13 protein-coding genes are annotated in these 15232 nt (G+C 68.3%); 4 read left to right on the top strand and 9 right to left on the bottom strand.

Features of this window, described 5'->3' with window-relative positions; genetic code table 11:
• Positions 1-28: 28 nt before the first annotated feature.
• Positions 29-946, bottom strand: coding sequence for a sugar-binding transcriptional regulator (locus tag IEV96_RS09235; protein WP_188510331.1), 918 nt, complete (start codon positions 944-946; stop codon positions 29-31).
• Positions 947-1195: 249 nt separating this feature from the next.
• On the opposite strand from IEV96_RS09235, the gene IEV96_RS09230 reads away from it, so the two are divergent.
• The 4 genes from IEV96_RS09230 to IEV96_RS09215 all read left to right on the top strand — a co-directional run bounded on the left by IEV96_RS09230 (position 1196) and on the right by IEV96_RS09215 (position 6369).
• Entirely contained in the window at positions 1196-2905 is a 1710-nt protein-coding gene (locus IEV96_RS09230; protein ID WP_188510330.1) for a glycerol-3-phosphate dehydrogenase/oxidase, read from the top strand.
• A gap of 33 nt (positions 2906-2938) precedes the next feature.
• Positions 2939-3691: an MIP/aquaporin family protein gene (locus IEV96_RS09225; RefSeq protein ID WP_188510329.1), complete on the top strand. Its 753-nt coding sequence runs from the start codon at positions 2939-2941 to the stop codon at positions 3689-3691.
• A gap of 55 nt (positions 3692-3746) precedes the next feature.
• Positions 3747-5261, top strand: coding sequence for a glycerol kinase GlpK (gene glpK, locus IEV96_RS09220; RefSeq protein ID WP_188510328.1), 1515 nt, complete (start codon positions 3747-3749; stop codon positions 5259-5261).
• A 223-nt stretch (positions 5262-5484) separates the two neighbouring features.
• Positions 5485-6369, top strand: a complete 885-nt coding sequence (locus IEV96_RS09215; RefSeq protein ID WP_188510327.1) for a DUF559 domain-containing protein — start codon at positions 5485-5487, stop codon at positions 6367-6369.
• A 165-nt stretch (positions 6370-6534) separates the two neighbouring features.
• Here the strand turns inward: IEV96_RS09215 and IEV96_RS09210 are convergent, their stop codons facing one another.
• The 8 genes from IEV96_RS09210 to IEV96_RS09175 all read right to left on the bottom strand — a co-directional run bounded on the left by IEV96_RS09210 (position 6535) and on the right by IEV96_RS09175 (position 15199).
• Positions 6535-7932: an MFS transporter gene (locus tag IEV96_RS09210; RefSeq protein ID WP_188510326.1), complete on the bottom strand. Its 1398-nt coding sequence runs from the start codon at positions 7930-7932 to the stop codon at positions 6535-6537.
• 94 nt (positions 7933-8026) lie between these two features.
• Entirely contained in the window at positions 8027-8776 is a 750-nt protein-coding gene (locus tag IEV96_RS09205; protein ID WP_229733182.1) for an HAD family hydrolase, read from the bottom strand.
• Positions 8764-9327, bottom strand: coding sequence for a GNAT family N-acetyltransferase (locus IEV96_RS09200; protein ID WP_188510325.1), 564 nt, complete (start codon positions 9325-9327; stop codon positions 8764-8766). Before IEV96_RS09200 ends, IEV96_RS09205 begins: the two co-directional genes overlap by 13 nt.
• Complete coding sequence (gene trpS, locus IEV96_RS09195) at positions 9324-10331, bottom strand: tryptophan--tRNA ligase (protein ID WP_188510324.1); 1008 nt, start codon at positions 10329-10331, stop codon at positions 9324-9326. Before trpS ends, IEV96_RS09200 begins: the two co-directional genes overlap by 4 nt.
• Before the next feature lie 72 nt (positions 10332-10403).
• Entirely contained in the window at positions 10404-11249 is an 846-nt protein-coding gene (locus IEV96_RS09190) for an exodeoxyribonuclease III (protein WP_188510323.1), read from the bottom strand.
• 9 nt (positions 11250-11258) lie between these two features.
• Positions 11259-12317: a YihY/virulence factor BrkB family protein gene (locus IEV96_RS09185; RefSeq protein ID WP_188510322.1), complete on the bottom strand. Its 1059-nt coding sequence runs from the start codon at positions 12315-12317 to the stop codon at positions 11259-11261.
• Positions 12317-14761: an ATP-binding cassette domain-containing protein gene (locus IEV96_RS09180; protein ID WP_188510321.1), complete on the bottom strand. Its 2445-nt coding sequence runs from the start codon at positions 14759-14761 to the stop codon at positions 12317-12319. Before IEV96_RS09180 ends, IEV96_RS09185 begins: the two co-directional genes overlap by 1 nt.
• Positions 14762-14821: 60 nt before the next feature.
• On the bottom strand, positions 14822-15199 hold the full coding sequence (locus IEV96_RS09175) for a VOC family protein (protein WP_188510320.1): 378 nt from the start codon (positions 15197-15199) through the stop codon (positions 14822-14824).
• Positions 15200-15232: the final 33 nt, after the last annotated feature.

The raw sequence follows: 15232 nt of genomic DNA, 5'->3' as shown, positions 1-15232 counted from the left end.
CAGTGTATCCAACGCGGGCGACGGCCGACTATTCCCGTGACGTTCTGAGACGCTGCGCCGTGTCCTCGGTGAGCAGGGTCCGGGCGGCGAGCTCGTCGAGGACGAGGTCGGTGATCATGCCGGCCGCGAGCGCGCCGCGCAGGGCCGTGATTTTGGATGCACCGGAGACGACACAGATCCGCCGTGCGACGGCGTGCATCACCGCGGGGTCAGGGCCGGTCGAGCGGGCGTTCAACGGGATGCCGTCGTGACTGCCGTCGAGGCGGTAGAACACGGTGGCGATGTCGCCCACGACGTCGGCGGCGTCGAGCGCCGCGTAGTCCTCGGCGTCGAGGTAGCCGCCCGCGTACACGTGGCTCGGCACCTCGGAGAACGTGGAGCCGACACCGAACAGCGCGATGTCCGTGTGGCGCTGCATGTCGAGCACCCGCTTGGTCGTGCGCTCGCGCCACATGGCGTCGCGGGTGGCCGGGTCGTCGAAGAACGCGGGGACGGGGAACTGCTGCACCGAGGCGTTGAACGCCTCGCCGAACCGGCGCAGGATCTCGCTCGCGTAGTCGATGCCCGTCGTCGACGTGTTGCCGGCGCCGTTGAGCTGCACGATGCGGGAGTTGTGGGTCGCCTTCTTCTGCAGGTGGCGGCTCACGGCATTGATCGTGGCGCCCCAGGCGATGCCGAGCGTCATGTTCGAGTCGAAGTAGGGCGTGAGAATTCGTGCAGCCGAGAGCGCCACGCGTTCGAGACGGTCGATGTCGCTCGTCGAATCGGGCACCGGCACGACGTGCGCGTTCACCCCGAAACGGTCGCGGAGGTCGCGCTGCAGCACGGAGAAGCGGTCAAGAGGGGAGATGACCCTGATCTCGACGAGGCCGTGATCCCGGGCATAACTGAGCAGTCGGGAGACGGAAGAACGCGACGTCCGCAGTTCGCGAGCGATGGCATCCATCGTCAGGTCCTGCAGATAGTAGAGCTGCGCCGCCCGCAGCGCGTCCCGGGATTTCTCCGCCGTCGCCGGCTCGGACGCGACAGGCCCTGCCGGTGCTTGCACGTTTGTTCACCCCGCTTGATCGTGTGGTCCTACCGTTCCAGTATGTACGTAACGCGTCGGAGACGGCGCGTCCCTGACCGAGGCGTTCACCCCGGTCAGACCGCAACACCTCTGAAAGCGACGAATACAGTGAAGTCTCGAGAGTCGATGCCGACCGGCGCAGTCCGCAATGAAGTGAGCGCGCTCACCGAGAGGCCCAAGGCCCAGGTGCTCGTGATCGGCGGAGGCATCAACGGAATCGCGACCTTCCGCGACCTCGCGCTGCAGGGCGTCGACGTCGTACTCGTCGAGCGCAACGACTACTGCTCCGGCGCTTCGGCGGCCTCGTCGCACATGATCCACGGCGGCGTGCGCTACCTCGAGAACGGCGAGTTCCGGCTCGTGCGCGAGTCGGTCACCGAGCGCAACGGCCTGCTGCGCATCGCTCCGCACTACGTGAAGCCGCTGCAGACCACGATTCCGATCTACTCGACCTTCAGTGGCATCCTCTCTGCTCCCCTCCGCTTCCTCACACACAAGTCGGGAACCCCCAAGGAACGCGGCGCCGCGCTGATCAAGGTCGGCATGGTGCTCTACGACTCCTTCTCCCGCGACGGCGGCACGGTTCCCCGTCACGTCTTCCACGGCCGCAAGAAGTCTCTCGCCACGCTGCCGCAGCTGAACCCCGGCATCAAGTACACGGCCACCTACTTCGACGCGTCGGTGCACGAGCCCGAGCGTCTCGCACTCGACGTACTGCACGACGGTCTCGCGGTCGGCGACACCGCCCGTGCCAGCAACTACGTCGAGGCCGTCGGTTCGAACGAGAACGGCGTCGTGCTGCGCGACACCGTCTCCGGCACCGAGTTCACCTTCGCCGCCGACGTCGTGGTCAACGCCTCAGGGCCCTGGACCGACCTCACCAACGAGGCGCTCGGCGACGAGACCGCCTACATGGGCGGAACCAAGGGTTCGCACATCGTGCTCGACAACCCGGCACTGCTCGCCGCGACCGCCGGCCGCGAGATGTTCTTCGAGCACAAAGACGGCCGCATCGTGCTCATCTACCCGCTCAACGGCAAGGTCATGGTCGGCACCACCGACCTCGAGGCCGACATCCGCGAGCCCGCCGTGTGCACGAGCGAAGAGATCGACTACTTCTTCGACCTCATCGCCAACGTCTTCCCCAAGATCGCCGTCGACCGCTCGCAGATCGTCTTCAGCTTCTCGGGCGTGCGCCCGCTGCCGAAGCACGACGACCTGCAGCCCGGCTTCGTGTCCCGCGACTACCGCATCGTCGCGGGCAAGCTCGGCAAGGCCGACCTGCTCAGCCTCGTCGGCGGCAAGTGGACCACGTTCCGCGCTTTGGCGGCGCACATCAGCACCGATGTGCTGGCGCTGATCGGCCAGCCGCGCACCGTCGACACCAAGAACATCGAGATCGGCGGCGGACGCAACTACCCGCGCACCCCGCAGGCCCGCGACAACTGGATCACCGCCCACTCCGGCTTCGTCGGCAAGCAGCGCGCCGCCCAGCTCTTCGACCGCTACGGCACTCGTGCCGTCGAGGTCATCGACGCGATCGACGACGGCGACGACACGCTGCTGAAGCACTCGTCCGAGTACAGCGTTCTCGAGATCGAGCACATCATCGCGACTGAATCCGTCGTGCACCTCGACGACGTACTGCTGCGTCGCACCAACCTTGCCTTCACCGGTGCCGTTACCGTGGAGTTGCTCGAAGAACTGGTCGGGATCGCTGCACGCGTTCTCGGCTGGCAGCAAGAACGTCGGGATGACGAAATTCGTCACGCCACGTCGCTGCTCGCAGATGCCCACGGTGTGCACCTCGCACCCGCGGTCGTCGCGACCAAGTAGCGCACGACGTAGGTTTTACAAAGAAAGGTCAACGTGGACAATTTAGGTGAAATCTTCCTGTCAGAACTGGTCGGTACGGCGCTGCTCGTGTTGCTCGGTTGCGGCGTGGTCGCGAACGTGGCACTCGCCCGCAACAAGGGACTCGGCGGCGGCTTCCTCATGGTCAACTTCGGTTGGGGCCTCGCGGTCTTCGCCGGTGTGACTGTGTCGTACTCCTCCGGCGCACACCTCAACCCGGCGGTGACGCTCGGCCTGCTCGCGAGCGGCGCCGACCTGTCGGCCGGAGAAGTGGCGATCTACATCCTCGCCCAACTGCTCGGTGCCTTCATCGGTGCGGTGCTCTGCTGGGTGGCGTACAAGCAGCACTTCGATGACGAGCCCGACGCGGCGAACAAGCTCGGCGTGTTCTCGACCGGTCCCGCCATCCGTAGCTACGGATGGAACTTCATCACCGAGGTCATCGGTACGTTCGTGCTCGTCTTCGTCGTGATCGGCTTCGGCCGTGCCGGCGACGCCGACACCGCCACCCCGGCCGGCCTCGCCGCGCTCGGTGCCCTCCCGGTCGCCCTGCTCGTCGTCGGTATCGGCGCCTCGCTCGGTGGACCTACCGGGTACGCCATCAACCCTGCACGTGACCTCGGCCCCCGTATCGCGCACTTCGTGCTGCCGATCAAGGGCAAGGGAACCAGCGACTGGGCGTACAGCTGGGTTCCGATCGCCGGACCGGTCGTCGGTGGCGTGATCGCCGGACTCGCGTCCGGCCCGCTCCTTCCGCTCGTCAGTTAGTCAGCTCTACAAACATCTAGCGCAGCACCACACCCACAAAGGAGTGAATGAGTTCATGACCAAATATGTAGTCGCCATCGACCAAGGCACGACCAGCACGAGGGCCATCGTCTTCAACCACGAGGGCGGCATCGTCTCGTCCGGCCAGATGGAGCACGACCAGATCCTGCCCAAGGCAGGCTGGGTCGAGCACGACCCCGAGCAGATCTGGCGCAACACGCGCGAGGTCATCGGCCAGGCACTGTCGAAGGCCGACATCACCCGACACGATGTCGAAGCAGTCGGCATCACCAACCAGCGCGAGACCGCGGTGGTCTGGGACAAGAACACTGGAAAGCCCGTCTACAACGCCATCGTCTGGCAGGACACCCGCACGCAGGACATCGTCGACCGCCTCGCGGCAGACGGCGGAGTCGAGCGCTTCAAGCCCAAGGTCGGCCTCCCGCTGGCCACCTACTTCTCGGGAACCAAGATCGTCTGGATCCTCGAGAACGTGGAGGGCGCGCGCGAAAAGGCCGAGGCCGGCGACCTGCTCTTCGGCACCACCGACTCGTGGGTTCTCTGGAACCTTACGGGCGGCACCGAGGGCGGCGTGCACGCGACCGACGTCACCAACGCCTCGCGCACCCTGTTCATGGACCTCGAGACGCTGCAGTGGGACGAGGAAATCCTCGGCATCTTCGGCGTTCCGCTGTCGATGATGCCCGAAATCCGCTCGTCCTCCGAGGTCTACGGAAACGTCGAGTCGTCGTCGCTGCTGCGCGAGGTTCCGGTCGCCGGCATCCTCGGCGACCAGCAGGCGGCCACCTTCGGTCAGGCGGCCTTCGAGGCCGGCGAGTCGAAGAACACCTACGGCACCGGTAACTTCCTCATCTTCAACACGGGTGAAGAGATCGTGCACTCGAAGAACGGCCTGCTCACGACGCTCGGCTACAAGCTGGGCGACGCCAAGCCGCACTACGCCCTCGAGGGTTCGATCGCCGTCACCGGTTCGCTCGTGCAGTGGCTGCGCGACAACCTCGGCATCATCAACTCGGCGCCCGAGATCGAGACCCTCGCGGCCACGGTCGAGGACAACGGCGGAGCGTACTTCGTGCCCGCGTTCTCGGGTCTCTTCGCGCCGTACTGGCGCTCGGATGCCCGCGGCGCCCTCGTCGGTCTCACGCGCTACGTGAACAAGGGCCACATCGCCCGGGCCGCCCTCGAGGCGACCGCGTTCCAGACGCGCGAGGTGCTCGACGCGGTCAACGCCGACGCCGGTGTCGACCTCGAAGAGCTCAAGGTCGACGGCGGCATGGTTGCCAACGACGCGCTAATGCAGTTCCAGGCCGACATCCTCGGTGTCCCCGTCGTGCGCCCCGTCGTCGCGGAGACCACCGCGCTCGGCGCCGCCTACGCGGCCGGCCTCGCCGTCGGGTTCTGGAAGGACCTCGCCGACGTCGGCCAGAACTGGCTCGAGGACAAGCGCTGGACTCCGAACATGGAGCCCGCCGAGCGCGAGCGCCAGCTGCGCAACTGGAAGAAGGCCGTCACGAAGACCTTCGACTGGGTCGACGAAGACGTGCAGTAGTCGCACAACAAGCTAGGGGCGTCGCCGGTGTGGTCCGGCGGCGCCCCTTTCACGTCCCCGCCCCGTTCGTCATTCAGGGCGGATGACTCGTCGGCCCCTGTAACCGCGTGATCCCGGGGTGACAGGGACGCGCGATGGCATCCGTCCTGAATGACGAACACCGGTTCTCCACCGATTGCGCCGTGGCGGCCCGCGCATCCCACGTCGCTCCCACACTGGGCGGATGGACGCCACCCTCGCACTCGCCGCTCTCGGCGAGCCGATCGCCACCCGGTCGCAGTTGCTCTCCGCCGGTGCAACGCCCCGCGACCTGACCGTGGCCGTGCGCGGGCGGCGGCTGCTCCGCGTGCGCGAGGGCTACTACGCCGAGCCGCTGGCCGATCCGGCGCTTCTGCAGGCCGTACGCATCGGTGGGCGCTTGGGCTGCGTCTCGGCGCTCCAGCGCCACGGCGTCTGGGTGCCGCCGCACTCGTTTCCCCACGTGTCCGTAGAGCCGAACGCGTCACGGCTGCGCAGCCCGCGCGACAGGTCCCGGCCGCTTGAGCCGCAGAACCGCGACGGGTGCGAGGTCCACTGGGCGGGCGCCGTGGAAATCGACGACGCATCGGTGCACACCTGCGGGATCGTGAACGCGCTCGCCCAGACGATCCGTTGCCAACCCGCCGAGTTCGCTGTCGCCGCACTCGACAGCGCGATGTACCAAGGGCGCGTCACCGCCCGGCAGGTAGCGGCTATCTTCGCCGCGCTTCCGAAGCGGTTGACACCGCTGCGGTCGCTGATCGATTCGAGGTGCATGTCGGGAATCGAGACCCTCATCCGGCTGGCGCTCATCGATCGAGGAATCCCCTTCGAGGTGCAGGTGCGGTTCGTGGGCGTCGGCGTGGTCGACTTCGTGGTCGCCGGCTGTGTTGTCGTCGAGGTCGATGGGCGCGAATATCACGAGGGCGAGGTGCCGACGGCGCGCGACTACGCGCGCGATGCCGAACTGGCCGCTCGCGGGTACATAGTGGTGCGGCTGAACTACCGCCAGGTCATGTTCGAGCGCGAGTTGGCGATCGCCGCGATCGTCGGCGCGGTGCGGGCACATCGGCGCGGGCCGACGGTGTGACAGTGTCCGTCATTCAGGTCGGATGCCGCGGCGCCACCCGACCGCCCGCGAGACTACGACGTTCCGCGCGGGGCTCACGCGAAGCATCCTGAATCACGAACATGTCGGCCTTAACGGCGAACGGCCCGCACCCCCCCCAGGGCGCGGGCCGCACGTCGTCGACGCCTAGACCTCGTAGTCGATGTCGCGCGTCTCCTTGCTGATGAACAGCGCGATCAGGGTGATCACGGCCGCGGCGCTCAGGTACAGGCCGACGAGCACCGGGCTGCCGTCGCCGGCGGCGAGCAGGGCCAGTGCGATGGTCGGCGCGAGGGCAGCACCGAGGATCGATGCCACGTTGTAGCTGATCGCGCTTCCGGTGTAGCGCACGTTGGTCGGGAACAGCTCGGGCAGAACCGAACCCATCGGGCCGAATGTGAGCCCCATGAGCGCGAAGCCGACGATGAGCAGCGTCATGACGCCGACCGTCCCGGCGCCGAACAGCGGCACGAACAGCGCGCCGAACACGATGATGCCGACCGTGGTGAACAGCAGCGTCTTGCGGCGTCCGAAGCGCTCGGCGAGCGGGCCCGACACGAGGGTGAAGATGCCGAAGAACACGCAGCCGATGATGAGCATTACCAGGAAGTCGTTGCGTGAGTAGCCGAGGCCAGGCACGAACGCGGCGGCCGCGGCGTCGGTGAGCGGAGCGCCCTTGGCGATGGCGGCCTCTTTCGCCGCCTCGAGCGACGACGCGGTCGTTCCGTAGCTCAGCGTGAACGCGGTCATCAGGTAGAACAGCACGTAGGTGGCGAGCATGATGAACGTGCCGAGGATCAGCGGACGCCAGCTCGTTTTGAGCACGCGGGCGAGGGGCAGCTTGGCGACCTCGCCGCGCTCGACGACCTTCGTGAAGGCGGGCGTCTCGACGAGCTTGAGGCGCACGTAGAGACCGATGATCACGAGAACCGCCGACGCGATGAACGGCACACGCCAGCCCCAGTTGAGGAAGTCGTCCTGCGAGAGGTTGAGCGACAGCAGCAGGAAGACGCCGTTGGCGATGATGAAGCCGATCGGAGCGCCGAGCTGCGGGAAGGTGCCGTAGATGGCTCGCTTGCCCTTGGGCGCGTTCTCGGTCGCGAGCAGCGCCGCACCGCTCCACTCGCCGCCGAGGCCGATGCCCTGGCAGAAGCGCATGAGCACGAGCAGCGCGGGGGCGAGCACCTGCCAGCCCGGCGTAAGCGCGGTCGGCAGCACGCCGATGATGAACGTGGCGATACCCATCGTGAGCAGCGAGGCCACGAGCGTGCCCTTGCGTCCGATGCGGTCGCCGAAGTGCCCGAAGAGCACCGAGCCGATCGGGCGCGCGATGAACGCGACACCGAAGGCGGCGAACGAGGCGAGCTGGGCCGCCACGGCGTTGTCGCTCGGGAAGAACAGGATCGGGAACACGAGCACGGCAGCCGTGGCATACACGTAGAAGTCGTAGAACTCGATCGAGGTTCCGATGAGGCTCGCGAGGATGACGCGCGAACGGGGATTGGCGGGTGCTGCTGGCGCGACAGTGGCGTCGACGTGAGACATGGAGAAAACTGCTTCCGAAACGAAAAAGACGTGGAAAAGCGGAAAATGCGCGAGTGGCGCAGAAGATGTGGCCGCTTTTGGCAGCCGTTATACCCTACGCCTGTATCGAAAGCGCCGTCGGCAGGTCGCCGAGACCAGCGACGATGCGAACCCCGGATGCCGCGGCGCGAGCCTTCTCGTCGTCTGTCGCCGCACCCTTCCGATCGAGCCACACGCCGGTGAGGCCCGCGCCGGCCGCGCCGATGGCGTCGGTCTCGAGCCGGTCGCCCACGTAGGCGGCGTCCCGCGGTTCGACCCCGAACTGCTGGCACGCGAACTGGAAGATGCGCGGGTGGGGTTTGGCGACTCCGACATCGCCGCTGGCGATCGTGAGCTCGATGCGCGTCGCCAGCCCCGTGGCATCCATCTTCGAACGCTGGAAGGGCAGCTCGGCGTTGGTGATCACGCCGAACCGCACGTCGGGACGCAGCTCTTGCAGGGTGTCGAGGGCGGGGAGGGTGTCGTCGTACAGCTCCCACGCGCGCTCGTACTGCACGAGATAACGGCCGAACCAGTCGTCGGCGTCGACGTCGTTCGACAGGTCGAGCCCGAACGGCTCGACGAACCCGCGGGCGCGGTGGCGGCGCTGCTCGCGGTAGTCGAGCTCCCCGGCGAGGTAGCGGTGGTAGTGGTGTTCCTCGAGCGCGTACCAACGGGCGAGTTCGACGGCGTCGTCTGCCGCGGCGAGGGCGCCGCCGTGCGCCGCCCGATAGGCGGCGACCCCGCTCGCCACGGCCCGCGAGTGCGCGAACAGCGTGTCGTCGAGGTCGAACAGCACCACCGCGGGGATCATCACAGCGGCCACCCGTCGTGGATCTCGCGGTCGTCACTGCGCAGCAGCGACGCGTTCCAGGTGTCGACGCGGGTGTCGCGGTGCACGACCGCCCGGCGCAGCGTGCCCTCGAAGTGGAATCCGTTGCGGCGCGCGACGACGGCCGAGCCGTAGTTGCCGGCGAACGATTCCCAGCGCAGGCGATCGAGGTCGAGCCCCTGCGCGTCGAACGAGTACTCGACGAGGGTCGCGAGCGCCTCGGTCATGATCGACTGGCCGCGGTGGTCTTTACCCAGCCAGAACCCGACCGTCGCAGACCCGAGCGGTTCGTGCCGCAGCTCGATCACGCCCAGAAGGTCACGCGCCTCGGAACGGATGGCCCAGAGCGTCATCGCCGAGCTCGACGCGGCATCGGTGGCGTAGGTCGTCACGAAGAACTCGGCGTCGGCGCGCGTGTAGGGCGAGGGGATGTGCACCCAGCGCTGCACCTCCGCGTCCTGGCAGTACCGGTAGACCGCGTCGGCGTCGGAGGCCCGCAGCGAGTCGAGGGTGAGCCGCTCGGAGCGGATGGTGGGTGGGATCATGCGCGGGGCAGGAAGCCGATGCGGTCGTACACCGTGGCGAGCGTCACGTCGGCGATCGCGGCGGCCTTGTCAGCGCCGCGGGCGAGGATGCGGTCGAGCTCGGCCGGGTCGTCGAGCAGCTCGAGGGTGCGCGCGCGGATGGGCGCGAAGGTCTCCACCACGACCTCGGCGAGACCCTTCTTGAAGTCGCCGTAGCCGCTGCCGGCGTACTCGGTCTCGATCGAGTCAATCGAGCGCCCGCTGAGCACGGAGTAGATGGTGAGCAGGTTCGAGACGCCGGGCTTGGACGACACGTCGTAACGCACCTCGCCGTCGCTGTCGGTCGTCGCCGACTTGATTTTCTTGGCGCTCTTCGCCGGCTCGTCGAGCAGCCAGATTACGCCCTTGTCGGTGGAGGCCGACTTGCTCATCTTGTTGGTCGGCTCCTGCAGGTCGTAGACCTTCGCGGTGGCCTTCTGGATCTGCGCCTCGGGGACCACGAAGGTCTCGCCGAACCGCGAGTTGAACCGCGTCGCGAGGTCGCGGGTCAGTTCGACGTGCTGGCGCTGGTCTTCGCCGACCGGCACCGTCTCCGCGCCGTAGAGCAGGATGTCCGCCGCCATGAGCGTCGGGTACGCGAAGAGGCCGACCGTCGTGGCATCCGAACCCTGCTTGGTCGACTTGTCTTTGAACTGCGTCATGCGGCTGGCCTCGCCGAAGCCGGTGAGGGTGTTGAGCACCCAGGCGAGCTGCGGATGGGCGGGCACGTGCGACTGCACGAACAGGGTCGACAGCTCGGGGTCGATGCCCGCGGCGATGTACTGGGCCGCCGTGCGCCGGGTCGCCGCGCGCAGTTCGGCCGGGTCTTGCGCGACGGTGATGGCGTGCAGGTCGACGACACAGAAGACCGCGTCGTGGCTGACCTGCATTTCCTTCCACTGCAGCAGAGCGCCGATGTAGTTTCCGATCTGGAGGGAGTCGGCGGACGGCTGCATGCCGGAGAAGAGGCGGGGCTTGGTGCTCATGGTGTCCAGTCTTTCAGACGTTCGGACCCTGAGCTTGTCGAAGGGGCGCTTCGACAGGCTCAGCGGGCAATGTCAGATCGCGTAGTCGACCACGACCGGTGCGTGGTCGCTCCAGCGGGTGTCCCAGGCCGAGGCGCGGTCGACGGCGTAGTTCTGCACCGTGGCCGCGAGGGCCGGAGTGGCGAGCTGGTAGTCGATGCGCCAGCCGGTGTTGGTATCGAAGGCCTGGCCCCGCTGCGACCACCAGGTGTACGGGCCCTCGACCTCGCCGGCCCAGCGGCGGCCTACGTCGACCCAGCCGAGCCCGGGGCCGGTGCTGCCGTCTACGCCCTCGACGGTCGAGCCGGCCTCGCCGAAGAAGCGGTCGAAGTAGGCGCGTTCGTCGAGCAGGAAGCCCGCGCTCTTGCGGTTGCCCTTCCAGTTCTTGATGTCGAGCTCGCGGTGCCCCACGTTGAGGTCGCCGACGATGAGCGCGAGCTCGCTGTGCGCCGCGATCTCGGGCATGCGCGCGGTCATGGCGTCGAGGAACTTGTACTTCTCGACCTGCTTGGGGGTTCCTACGTCGCCCGAGTGCACGTAGGTGCTGACGACCGTGATGATGCGGTCGCCGACCTCGTAGTCGGCCTCGAGCCAGCGGCCGGCGCTGTCGAACTCGTCGTCGCCGAGGGTGACCCGGTGGATGGACGCCTTGTTCCGCGACGCGATTGCGACGCCCGCCCGCCCTTTGGCCGTCGCGGCGTCGTGCAGGATGTCCCACTCGGGGCCGAGCAGCTCTTCGACGATCTCGGTGGTGGCGCGCACCTCTTGCATCGCGAGGATGTCGACCCCGCGGGTGTCGAGCCACTCCCGCATCCCCTTCTTGTAGGCGGCACGGATGCCGTTGACGTTGACGGATGCGACGCGAAGGGGGGTAGGCATGCCCCTATTTTATGAGGCGCCACCGTCATCGGCCGGTCGCCGGCGTCGCCGGAAGAGCCGGGCGAGCCCGCGGGGTTCCTGCGCCTCTTTCGCCAGCCGCTCGAGTTCGGCGATGCGTTCGCGTTCGGCACGCTCCTTCTCCGCGGCCACGGGATCGGCGGCGATCCCCGCGTCATCCATGCCCACCGAGATCCAGGCGGCGCTGATGAGGATCACCTGGCAGACCAGGTTGAGGAAGATCAGCAGACCGGCGATGATCGCGAACGACGCGATGAGCGGGTTGTTGCTGGCACCGCCGAGCAGCAGCCCGCCGAGCAGTTTGAGGGCGCCGAGGGCCACCCCGCCGATGATGGCGCCGCCGAGCAGTCGCCTGAACGGGATGGGGATTCCGGCGAGCACCCGGTAGAGGGCGGCGAGCACGGCGACGTCGATCAGCAGCGCGACGAGCAGACCGAGGATGCGACCGGCCACGGTGCCGACCATCGAGTCCGAGCCGATGCCGGTGAGGTCGAGCAGCCAGCCGAGCGCAGAGGTGCTGACCGTCGAGATCACGGTGGAGACGATGAGCGCGGCGCCGAAGCCGACGGCGAGCCCGAGGTCTTTGAGCTTGAGCAGCAGGAAGAACGTCGAGTCGGGCGCGATCGCGAAGATGCGACGCACCGCCTCGCGCGCCGAGCCGAGGAAGCCGATCGCGGTGAAGAGCAAACCGACGAGGGCGATGGCGCCCGTCCAGTTGAGGATGCCGGCGGCGAGCAGGTCGTCGGGATCGATCGCGCCGTCGCTCGTGCTCGACTCGATGAGGCCGGGCACGGCGTTCGCGATGGTGTCGACGAGCGACGAGCGCAGCGCGGGGTCGCCCGCGATCACGAGCCCGATGACGGAGAAGCCGACCCACAGGCCGGCGAACGTGGCGAACAGGCCCTGGTTGGCGAGCCCCGAGGCCATGAGCGGCCCGCCGGAGACGGCGTAGTGCTGGAACACCCGCACGGGCTTGAGCTTCATCACCTTGGCGATGATCCCGGGGATCCCGGTGGGGGCGGCGGGAGTCTCGGTCGTTGCATCGGCCATTAGACAACCCTACGGTCTGGGGCGATCGCGACGGCGAGGTACGGCGCGGTGCGGCTGGTGTCGTGGTCTGCGACTACCCGCGGTTCGCCGGCGACCACCAGCGTGCCGCCGGAGTCGCCCCCGCCTGGCCCCATGTCGATCACCCAGTCGGCGGACGCGACGACGTCCATCTCGTGCTCGACGACGACCACCGTGTTGCCCGCGTCGACGAGGCCGTTCAGCTGTTCGACGAGCAGACGGATGTCGGCGGGGTGCAGTCCCGTCGTCGGTTCGTCGAGCAGGTACAGCGTGTGACCGCGACGGGCCCGCTGCAGTTCGGTCGCCAGCTTGATGCGCTGGGCCTCGCCGCCGGAGAGTTCCGTCGCCGGCTGGCCGAGCCGCAGGTAGCCCAGACCGACCTGGCGCAGCGTCTCGAGGCTGCGCGCGGCCGCGGGAACGTCGGCGAGGAACTCGGCCGCGGCGTCGACCGTGAGCCGCAGCACCTCGGCGATGTTCTTGCCGTTGTGGGTGACCTCGAGCGTCTCCGCGTTGTAGCGCGACCCGTCGCAGGTCGGGCAGGGCGCGTAGCTGCCCGGCAGAAAGAGCAGCTCGACCGACACGAACCCCTCGCCGAGGCACGTCTCGCAGCGTCCGCCGGCCACGTTGAACGAGAACCGCCCGGCGTCGAAGCCGCGCCGTCGGGCCTCCGCCGTCGCCGCGAACGTGCTGCGCACGGCGTCGAACAGCCCGGTGTAGGTGGCGAGGTTCGAGCGGGGCGTGCGCCCGATGGCCTTCTGGTCGACCTGCACGATGCGGTCGACCTGGTCGCTGCCCGTACTGTCGCGCTCGGCGCCGTCGTCTTTGATGCCCGCGAGTACGTGCCCGACGAGCGTGGACTTGCCCGAGCCGGAGACGCCCGTCACCGCGGTGAGCACACCGAGGGGAACGTCGACGTCGACGCCGCGGAGGTTGTGCTTGGTGATGTCGCGCAGTTTGAGCCAGCCGCCCGCCTGTCGCGGTGGGCGCTCGACAGCGGGCGCATCCGCATCACCGAAGAGGAAGGGGCGGGTGACCGACGCGTCGACACCCTCGAGGCCGTCGACCGGACCGCTGTAGAGCACCGAGCCGCCGCCGCTGCCCGCGCCAGGGCCCACGTCGACGATCCAGTCGGCGCGTCGCACGACGTCCATGTTGTGTTCGACGACGAAGACCGAGTTGCCCGCCGCCTTCAGCTGCTGCAGCACCTCGATGAGCGGCTCCGCGTCGGCGGGGTGCAGGCCGGCGGAGGGCTCGTCGAGGACGTAGATCACGCCGAACAGGCCCGAGCGCAGCTGTGTCGCGATGCGCAGGCGCTGCATCTCGCCGGGGGAGAGGGTGGGGGTGGCGCGGCCGAGGCTCAGGTAGCCGAGCCCGAGGCCGACGAGCACGTCGATGCGCGCCACGAGGTCGGTGGTGATGGTCACGGCCACCTCGGTGGTCTCGCCCGACGCCTTCGACGACACGGCCGCGCTCGCCGCGGTGAGCCGAGTGGTGGGGCGCAGCGCGTCGGCGAGGGCCTCGAGCGGCAGGGCGTTGAGGTCGGCGATCGTGTGCCCGGCGAAGGTCACGGCGAGGGCCGCGCGGGTGAGGCCGCTTCCGCCGCACAGGGTGCACGGGCCGGTCTCCACGAACTGCAGGGCCCGATTGCGCTGCGGCTCGCTCTTCGAGTCGGCGAGCGTGTGCATGATGTAGCTGGTCGCGCTCCAGAAGCGTCCCTTGTAGGGCTTCGCCACGCGGTCGCGCTGCGGCGTGACCTCGACGACGGGCTGTTCGTCAGTGAACAGGATCCAGTCGCGGTCCGCGCGGGGCAGGTCGCGCCACGGCACGTCGATGTCGTAGCCGAGACCCGCCACGACGTCGCGCAGGTTCTTGCCCTGCCACGCTCCGGGCCAGGCGGTGATCGCGCCGTCGCGGATGCTGAGCGACGGGTCGAGCACGGCCGATTTCTCGGTGACCTCGTGTGCGACGCCCAGCCCGTGGCAGCGCGGGCACGCCCCGGCGGCCGTGTTCGGCGAGAACGAGTCGGACTCGAGCCGCTTCGGGGCGTCGGCCGGGTAGCTGCCCGCCCGGGAGTAGAGCATGCGGGTGGAGTTCGACAGCGTCGTGAGCGTGCCGACCGTCGACCGCGAGCTGGGTGCACCGCGGCGCTGCTGCAACGCCACCGCCGGGGGCAGGCCGGTGATCTCGTCGACGTGCGGGGTGTGACCCTGGGCGATGAGCCGGCGGGCGTACGGCGCCACCGACTCGAAGAAACGGCGCTGGGCCTCGGCGAAGATCGTGCCGAACGCGAGCGACGACTTGCCCGACCCGGAGACCCCGGTAAAGGCCACGATGCTGTCGCGGGGAACGTCGACGTCGACGTCTCGCAGGTTGTTCTCGCGGGCGCCACGAACGCGCACGAATCCGGGCTGTGATGGAGACGTCATTGGCCCCACCCTATTCGGGCGCCCCTAGATCGACGATTCGCGGGGGCGCATTGACAACCGCTACTTCTCTTGCTCGACGCCGAGCGCGTTGCCGTCGGGGTCGAGAATCCAGGCGGCCCAGACGGTTCCGCGGTCGGCGATGCCGTCGACCGTCTTCAGCTCGTCGGTGTCGTAGTCTTCGGGCGTCACGCCGCGCGACTTCAGCCACTCGAGCTCGGCGCGCAGGTCGTCGACGCGCCAGGCCGCCTTGGTCTGTTCGTCGTTGGAACCGGTGGTGCTGGATGTCACGGTGATGCGGGTGTCTCCGGAGGCGGCGTAGGCGATCGCCGAGTCGCTCTCTTCGAGGATCTCGAGCTGCAGGGCGTCGGCGTAGAACGCGCGCGACTTCTGCAGGTCGGTGGAGAGGAGGACTGTGCCGATGGGGTATTTGCTGAGCATGAACCCACGATAACCACGGGGCGGCTGCGGCTT

Origin of the sequence: Conyzicola nivalis, assembly GCF_014639655.1 — a bacterium.
Classification (GTDB): Bacteria; Actinomycetota; Actinomycetes; order Actinomycetales; family Microbacteriaceae; genus Conyzicola; species Conyzicola nivalis.
This window is presented reverse-complemented; position numbering and strand designations above follow the sequence as displayed.

What these genes read in the sequence shown, in the direction of transcription:
- IEV96_RS09235 (WP_188510331.1), bottom strand. Translation starts at nt 946, where the DNA reads ATGGATGCCATCGCTCGCGAACTGCGGACGTCGCGTTCTTCCGTCTCC.
- IEV96_RS09230 (WP_188510330.1), top strand. Translation starts at nt 1,196, where the DNA reads ATGCCGACCGGCGCAGTCCGCAATGAAGTGAGCGCGCTCACCGAGAGG.
- glpK (WP_188510328.1), top strand. Translation starts at nt 3,747, where the DNA reads ATGACCAAATATGTAGTCGCCATCGACCAAGGCACGACCAGCACGAGG.
- IEV96_RS09215 (WP_188510327.1), top strand. Translation starts at nt 5,485, where the DNA reads ATGGACGCCACCCTCGCACTCGCCGCTCTCGGCGAGCCGATCGCCACC.
- IEV96_RS09210 (WP_188510326.1), bottom strand. Translation starts at nt 7,932, where the DNA reads ATGTCTCACGTCGACGCCACTGTCGCGCCAGCAGCACCCGCCAATCCC.
- IEV96_RS09200 (WP_188510325.1), bottom strand. Translation starts at nt 9,327, where the DNA reads ATGATCCCACCCACCATCCGCTCCGAGCGGCTCACCCTCGACTCGCTG.
- trpS (WP_188510324.1), bottom strand. Translation starts at nt 10,331, where the DNA reads ATGAGCACCAAGCCCCGCCTCTTCTCCGGCATGCAGCCGTCCGCCGAC.
- IEV96_RS09190 (WP_188510323.1), bottom strand. Translation starts at nt 11,249, where the DNA reads ATGCCTACCCCCCTTCGCGTCGCATCCGTCAACGTCAACGGCATCCGT.
- IEV96_RS09185 (WP_188510322.1), bottom strand. Translation starts at nt 12,317, where the DNA reads ATGGCCGATGCAACGACCGAGACTCCCGCCGCCCCCACCGGGATCCCC.
- IEV96_RS09180 (WP_188510321.1), bottom strand. Translation starts at nt 14,761, where the DNA reads ATGACGTCTCCATCACAGCCCGGATTCGTGCGCGTTCGTGGCGCCCGC.
- IEV96_RS09175 (WP_188510320.1), bottom strand. Translation starts at nt 15,199, where the DNA reads ATGCTCAGCAAATACCCCATCGGCACAGTCCTCCTCTCCACCGACCTG.